We start from the raw sequence: 2,066 nt of genomic DNA, 5'->3' as shown, positions 1-2,066 counted from the left end.
ATCTTAATTGATGATGTTTTCACTACAGGCGCAACAGCAAATGAATGTTCAAAGATTTTAAAAAACAAAGCTCATGCTGAAAAGATTTTTGTTCTAACAATTACTAAAACTTTAAAATAATAAAGGGATTGTTGCAAATTAAAGTATTTTTTTAAAAGCTCATTTTTTTTTATTTTCTTTGATTTTTGCGTATAAATATTATTATTTATTTAATTTTATCAGTGTTATTAACTATTATTTAATATAAATTCAGCTTTTAGACAAAGTGATCTTCCTTAATAGGCAAATTGTACGTGATTTTAGTACTATTAATCTTTTTACATTAAAAAATATTGCATTCATTTTTTCTGCGAATTGATTTTTAGCTATTCCTATATATCTTACCTTACGCTTTTGTTGAGCAAACACTCTCTTATAAGAAGATTTCAACTTTATATAATAACTTACAAGCTTAGAGTTTTTGCCTTTCATATTGTTCTTTTTAATTGCCAACAAATGTACTTCCCTCTTCATTGACTCCTTTTTAGCTGAAATTACACTATAACCTTTTGTCAGTATTACAGTACCTTAAATCTTGGATACACATCCTAAAACTTTTGCTATCTGTAATATTAGCAGCAGTAACAGCAATCTTATTAATTAATCCAGACTGTATATCAACGCTCCTAGAAAATTAAATTTTTTGACTTTATAAAATAAATTAGCTCTTTGAGAGTAACAGTCCTTGAATGATAATGATAATGATAATGACTATAAATTCCTTGTATTTCTTGGTTTATACATATAACTTTTTCTTCTTTAGTAAAGATATTTATAGTTATTAAATGTGCTCAACTAGAATCGGTGATGCTTACCTTGCAAACAATATCAAAAAATAAGAAAGTTAATTAATTGTGATTAATTACTTCATCTAAACAGTCTATTATTTCTTCTTTGCTATATGGTTTAAGTATATGTTTAGCTGCTCCCACGCTATAAGCTAGGTTAATCTCTGAAGTATTAATCATTCCACTTTGTATGATAACAGGTATATGACTAAATTTACTGGACTGCTTCTTTATGGTAGCAAGTATATCTAGACCATACATGTCAGGAATAATAAGATCTAATAAAATAAGATCTACTCTCATAAAATGCTTATCTAAATATTCAAGAGCTTCCTTACCATTTGTCATACAAGTTACAGTATATTTTGAACTTTTTAGTATCAATTGTATACTAATTAAGCATGCCTCACTATCATCTACTAAAAGTAGATGGTATTTTCCTTTTGATTTTTTAATAACTTTATCACAAGTGCTTTTTGATAAGTTATCAATATTTTTTTGTTCGCGCGCTGGTAATATGAAACTAAAACTTGCTCCACGATTTTTGTTGTTTTCAGCCCAAATTTTACCATGATGAGCTATAACAATCTCTGCTGAAATAGATAAACCAAGTCCTGTTCCGTTTATCCAACTATCTGTACGACTGCTTTGTGTAAATGAAGAAAAAATCTTAGATAAATCTTTTGTAGGAATACCTATACCTGTATCACACACTGTTATTTTAAATCCCATAATTATATCGTGTCTAGGTTTATAACTTGTTCTGCTTAGAGTTATAGTTATATCTCCCTCATGCGTAAATTTAATGGCATTAGAGATTAAATTTCTTAACACTTGAGCAATTCTATCATGATCAAAAGCAGTAATTGTTTTTACCTTACAATTATTAACAATTTTTATTTTTAAGTGGCTATTCTTCATATATAGTGTTTTTAACTCTCCAATTACCAATTTTACTGTATCATATAGATCATGCTGTTGCATGTTGTATAACATTTTACCTGCATGCATTTTTGACATATCGAGCAAATTATTTGCTAAAGAAAATAATTTGCTTGCATTATCTGATATTTCAGCAACAAGTTTGAGTCTTTTGTTGTTATCAAGAGTAGGCCAATGTTCTATAAGTCCCTTTGAAATTGCAGTAACACCTTGGATAGGGATTCTAAGTTCATGCGATAAATTATCTAAAAACACATTTTTTGAATGAAGTTCTTTTTCCAATTTTTTTATTCCTTG

2 protein-coding genes are annotated in these 2,066 nt (G+C 27.9%); both read right to left on the bottom strand.

The annotated features are described in order from the left end of the window. Positions 1–249: 249 nt before the first annotated feature. Positions 250–513, bottom strand: coding sequence for a hypothetical protein (locus IHI24_RS03020; protein WP_194966593.1), 264 nt, complete (start codon positions 511–513; stop codon positions 250–252). A 374-nt stretch (positions 514–887) separates the two neighbouring features. Next, the coding region (locus IHI24_RS03015) for a hybrid sensor histidine kinase/response regulator (protein WP_194966592.1) at positions 888–2,066 on the bottom strand (1,179 nt) is incomplete at its 5' end.

The organism is Rickettsia endosymbiont of Cardiosporidium cionae, from assembly GCF_015476335.1.
Taxonomy (GTDB): Bacteria; Pseudomonadota; Alphaproteobacteria; order Rickettsiales; family Rickettsiaceae; genus JADHZC01.
The sequence above is the reverse complement of the archived record's forward strand: the minus strand, read 5'-3'. Positions and strand labels throughout refer to the sequence as shown.

Coding starts and splice junctions, on each gene's coding strand:
- IHI24_RS03020 (WP_194966593.1), bottom strand. CDS start 513: ATGAAGAGGGAAGTACATTTGTTGGCAATTAAAAAGAACAATATGAAA.